We start from the raw sequence: 2999 nt of genomic DNA on the forward strand, positions 1-2999 counted from the left end.
ACGTCTCATTACTGGCTTGGCTTTAACGTCAGAACGTTTAATAGTTGCAAAGATAAATACAGCTAGGCTAGAATCCGCCTTAACCTTATTAAGACCACCGCAGGCATTATTTAAGGCTAGGCTCTGGTATTCGATTGGTGTCATTACCAGAGCCGAACTAATACGATTAGATAAGTTATTCATGATTTAGCCTCACCGGTTTCTTTTTTTGAATAAAATTCAGCTATATCTTCAATCTCTATAATTGCTTCGATAACTTCTGAGCCGCGAGTTAATAAAAGACCTATATTAGCCATATCGCCGCGCATTTCATTATCGGGGTATTTTTCATTATCACAGGCCCAAAACATTAGATTGCCAATAGCCTTGAATCCATCAATGAAACATTCTCTTGTTGAACCGGCAATACTTGAAATATCTTTTAAGTCCTCTGGTTGTTTCTTGATGTGGCTTGAGTCAATAAACAAGTCTTGAACTCTGATCATATCTACCTCGTTATTGGGTGTGGGGTTAAAATGTTATTTATTTTTATGAGATAAGATCTAAATCTGCATTTAATTTATGGGCCAAGGTTTTTACTGCTGATATAGAATCAACGTATTTTCTGTCAACACCATCATCCAAATCCATTCGCTCAAGTATTAATCCAATTAAGGAGAATATATCGGCTGACTCATTGGTGATTTTTTTCAAGAGTAGTTTTGTTTGATTTTCCATGATTAACTCCGTTTGGCTTCCGATGGAGTTAATTTATCTCAAAGATAAACTTTGGTAAATAGCAAAATGATAAATAATTTACGCTAAAAATGTCATTTTAAGATAAATTAATGATATATAAAGGTAAATAATTTTATCTTTAAGGTTTGGGCGAAAAAAAACCAGCGCAAGGCTGGTCTATTTGATAAAACTTGATTTTTAGTTATCCGAGCCTGGAGTAGGCCATTTGCCATTTACCCACGATAAAACCCTCAATATGAAAATCCTCCTCATTTTCAGAATTTATCTCCCATCGTTCATAAGCTTTATTGTCACTAATAACGGCAATTTTATCTTTCAGCATTTGCAATCGTTTGATATGAGAGCTTTCGCCATAGGTAAAGGCATAAATACCATCACTCCTGAACGTTTTAACAGTGATATCTATAACAACCAGCTCTCCAGGATCTATTGTCCCCAGCATGCTGTCACCATGAGCGGTTGTTAGCTTGAGTGAGTTGGCAGGGCGAGAACCAAACATACGTTTCGCATACTCAGGGTCAACTTCTATTGACTGAATTATATCAGGGTAATCTCCGTTCACTCGCCCCCCTCCGCAACTATGCAATGTATCCAGTAACTCCAGCCTGTATGGATGATCAGTATAACCTTTACCGATATTTTGCAAGTTAAAGCGAGTTTCTACAGAGTTATCACCAAGAATTTTATTTGTTCGTGTGGACTGATCATGCTCATGGGGTACGTCCAACCAGCCTTTCATTAGACCGAGATTTGATTCAACTCGACGCGCAATAATGTCACCTACGTTGCGGGTTGCGTTGATGCTGACCAACTGACTAAGTTGAGATGCAGGCAACCCAATCGCATCAGCAAATTGAGCCTTTGTTTTCCCCTCGTGAATAAAGCTATCCATGAGGGTGCGCAAATTATTGCGTCTAAAGTCTTTAGTTTCCATTCGTACATAATCCCATCTGTTAGCAAAATGATAAATACCCAGAATGATAAATTTACCTTGTTATTAATTTATCGTAAAGATAAACTTTGATTTATCATTTTGTCACAGGATTTTATTATGAGTCATGACTTGCTTGGCTGGAGGAAAGTGTCCTCAGTTGAAGAGTGGCAGAGACTGGCAGATCTCTCATGCACCTCTCCTGGCTATCTAAATCTGATTGCTTACGGGCACCGTAAAGCGTCTCCGGCATTAGCGAAAAGAATCGAAGTAGCAACCAGCGGCGCTGTAACGAAAGAGCAGTTACGGCCAGATATTTACGGAGACTAACCCATGACTCCTGAAGCATTTATCCATAAGCACATTGTCGCCGCGCTGGTGGCTGATGGCGTCCCTGACGTGGTTGCCAGGGGGGGGGCAGATGAGGGAGTCAAGCACTATCACAAACTTGCTCAGGCAACCAAAAAAGGCCACTGCTTCGATGATTGTTTGAGGGAGGCGCGTCTGTGGGTTCAGTTCAATTGTTCGAAAGCAGAACGTAAGCCGAGCCGGAAGCGGCAACCAACATCTCAGATTCAGCTCGGATTGATTTAGCGGCAAAGGGGGTAGAGATGGCCTATGAGCAGTTCGTCCAGGTAATCATGCCGTCAGTATTTTGTCCTGAGGACGGCAAGTGGATTCAGGAGCAGTTACAGCAATTGGCACCCTCGTTGCGCAGAAAAGTTGTCGTGAAGTATGCCGAGGTTTATCAGGTCGCGTTTTACACCGAGTCTGTCTCATACCGTCAAGAGAACAAAGCAAGGCATGAGGCAAATACGCGGCTGAGATTGTTTGTAAAAAGCCACGGCAAGGCATTACAGGGTTACACGGTTAGTCCGCCGTTGGTGGCGAAGTAATAGCAGCCCTGAAATTTTCGGGGGAGTTGGCAAGTGCGACACGCTGACTTGAAGGTGTCAGGTGTTAGCAGGTTGAGATTCTCAGTTCGTCTTTTTTCGTATCAATGTACTTTCTAACTAGTACATGAATAAGGGAGAAGGAGGAGGGGGGTAAGGGGGGAGGTGGTTGTGGGATTGGAATAGGCCTTTTCCAACAGACAACTCCATAGGTTAGGTAACTCTCGATCTAGGGGTTATCCCTTAAAAATGCACCGTACTAGACAAATAGTACAACTGAGTGGGCATAGACCAGAAGAAAGGTTTTCCCTGGAATAGTTAATTGGCGAGAGGTTACACAATGCTGAACATTACACCGAACTTCGCACAGGAACGCGCTTTGAACATGCTGCGCCGTGACTGGAAGTCATTTAATTCATTCATGGTCTATGCGCCTA

7 protein-coding genes are annotated in these 2999 nt (G+C 42.2%); 3 read left to right on the forward strand and 4 right to left on the reverse strand.

Features of this window, described 5'->3' with window-relative positions; genetic code table 11:
• From AEP37_RS27075 to AEP37_RS23070, 4 genes are all read right to left on the reverse strand, one after another.
• Positions 1 to 183: hypothetical protein (locus AEP37_RS27075; RefSeq protein WP_049615513.1), on the reverse strand; the 183-nt coding region annotated here is incomplete at its 3' end.
• The gene (locus AEP37_RS23060; protein ID WP_049615514.1) at positions 180 to 485 is read right to left on the reverse strand and encodes a hypothetical protein; all 306 of its coding nucleotides are present in this window, start codon (positions 483 to 485) and stop codon (positions 180 to 182) included. The genes AEP37_RS23060 and AEP37_RS27075, both read right to left, overlap by 4 nt.
• 43 nt (positions 486 to 528) lie before the next feature.
• Positions 529 to 717, reverse strand: coding sequence for a hypothetical protein (locus AEP37_RS23065; protein ID WP_049615515.1), 189 nt, complete (start codon positions 715 to 717; stop codon positions 529 to 531).
• Positions 718 to 919: 202 nt separating this feature from the next.
• Positions 920 to 1672 carry a S24 family peptidase gene (locus AEP37_RS23070; RefSeq protein WP_049615516.1) on the reverse strand — a complete coding sequence of 251 codons (753 nt, stop codon included), beginning with the start codon at positions 1670 to 1672 and terminating at the stop codon, positions 920 to 922.
• Between the two features lie 117 nt (positions 1673 to 1789).
• Between AEP37_RS23070 and AEP37_RS23075 the strand changes: the two genes are divergently transcribed.
• The 3 genes from AEP37_RS23075 to AEP37_RS23085 are packed head-to-tail and all read left to right on the forward strand — an operon-like array spanning position 1790 to position 2565.
• Entirely contained in the window at positions 1790 to 1999 is a 210-nt protein-coding gene (locus tag AEP37_RS23075) for a transcriptional regulator (RefSeq protein ID WP_025377650.1), read from the forward strand.
• A gap of 3 nt (positions 2000 to 2002) precedes the next feature.
• Complete coding sequence (locus AEP37_RS23080) at positions 2003 to 2263, forward strand: hypothetical protein (RefSeq protein WP_049615517.1); 261 nt, start codon at positions 2003 to 2005, stop codon at positions 2261 to 2263.
• Positions 2264 to 2280: 17 nt separating this feature from the next.
• A complete protein-coding gene (locus AEP37_RS23085) occupies positions 2281 to 2565 on the forward strand; it encodes a hypothetical protein (protein ID WP_049615518.1) in 285 nt (94 codons plus the stop codon).
• The last annotated feature ends 434 nt before the right edge of the window (positions 2566 to 2999 follow it).

Origin of the sequence: Yersinia pekkanenii (assembly GCF_001152565.1) — a bacterium.
GTDB classification, from domain to species: Bacteria; Pseudomonadota; Gammaproteobacteria; order Enterobacterales; family Enterobacteriaceae; genus Yersinia; species Yersinia pekkanenii.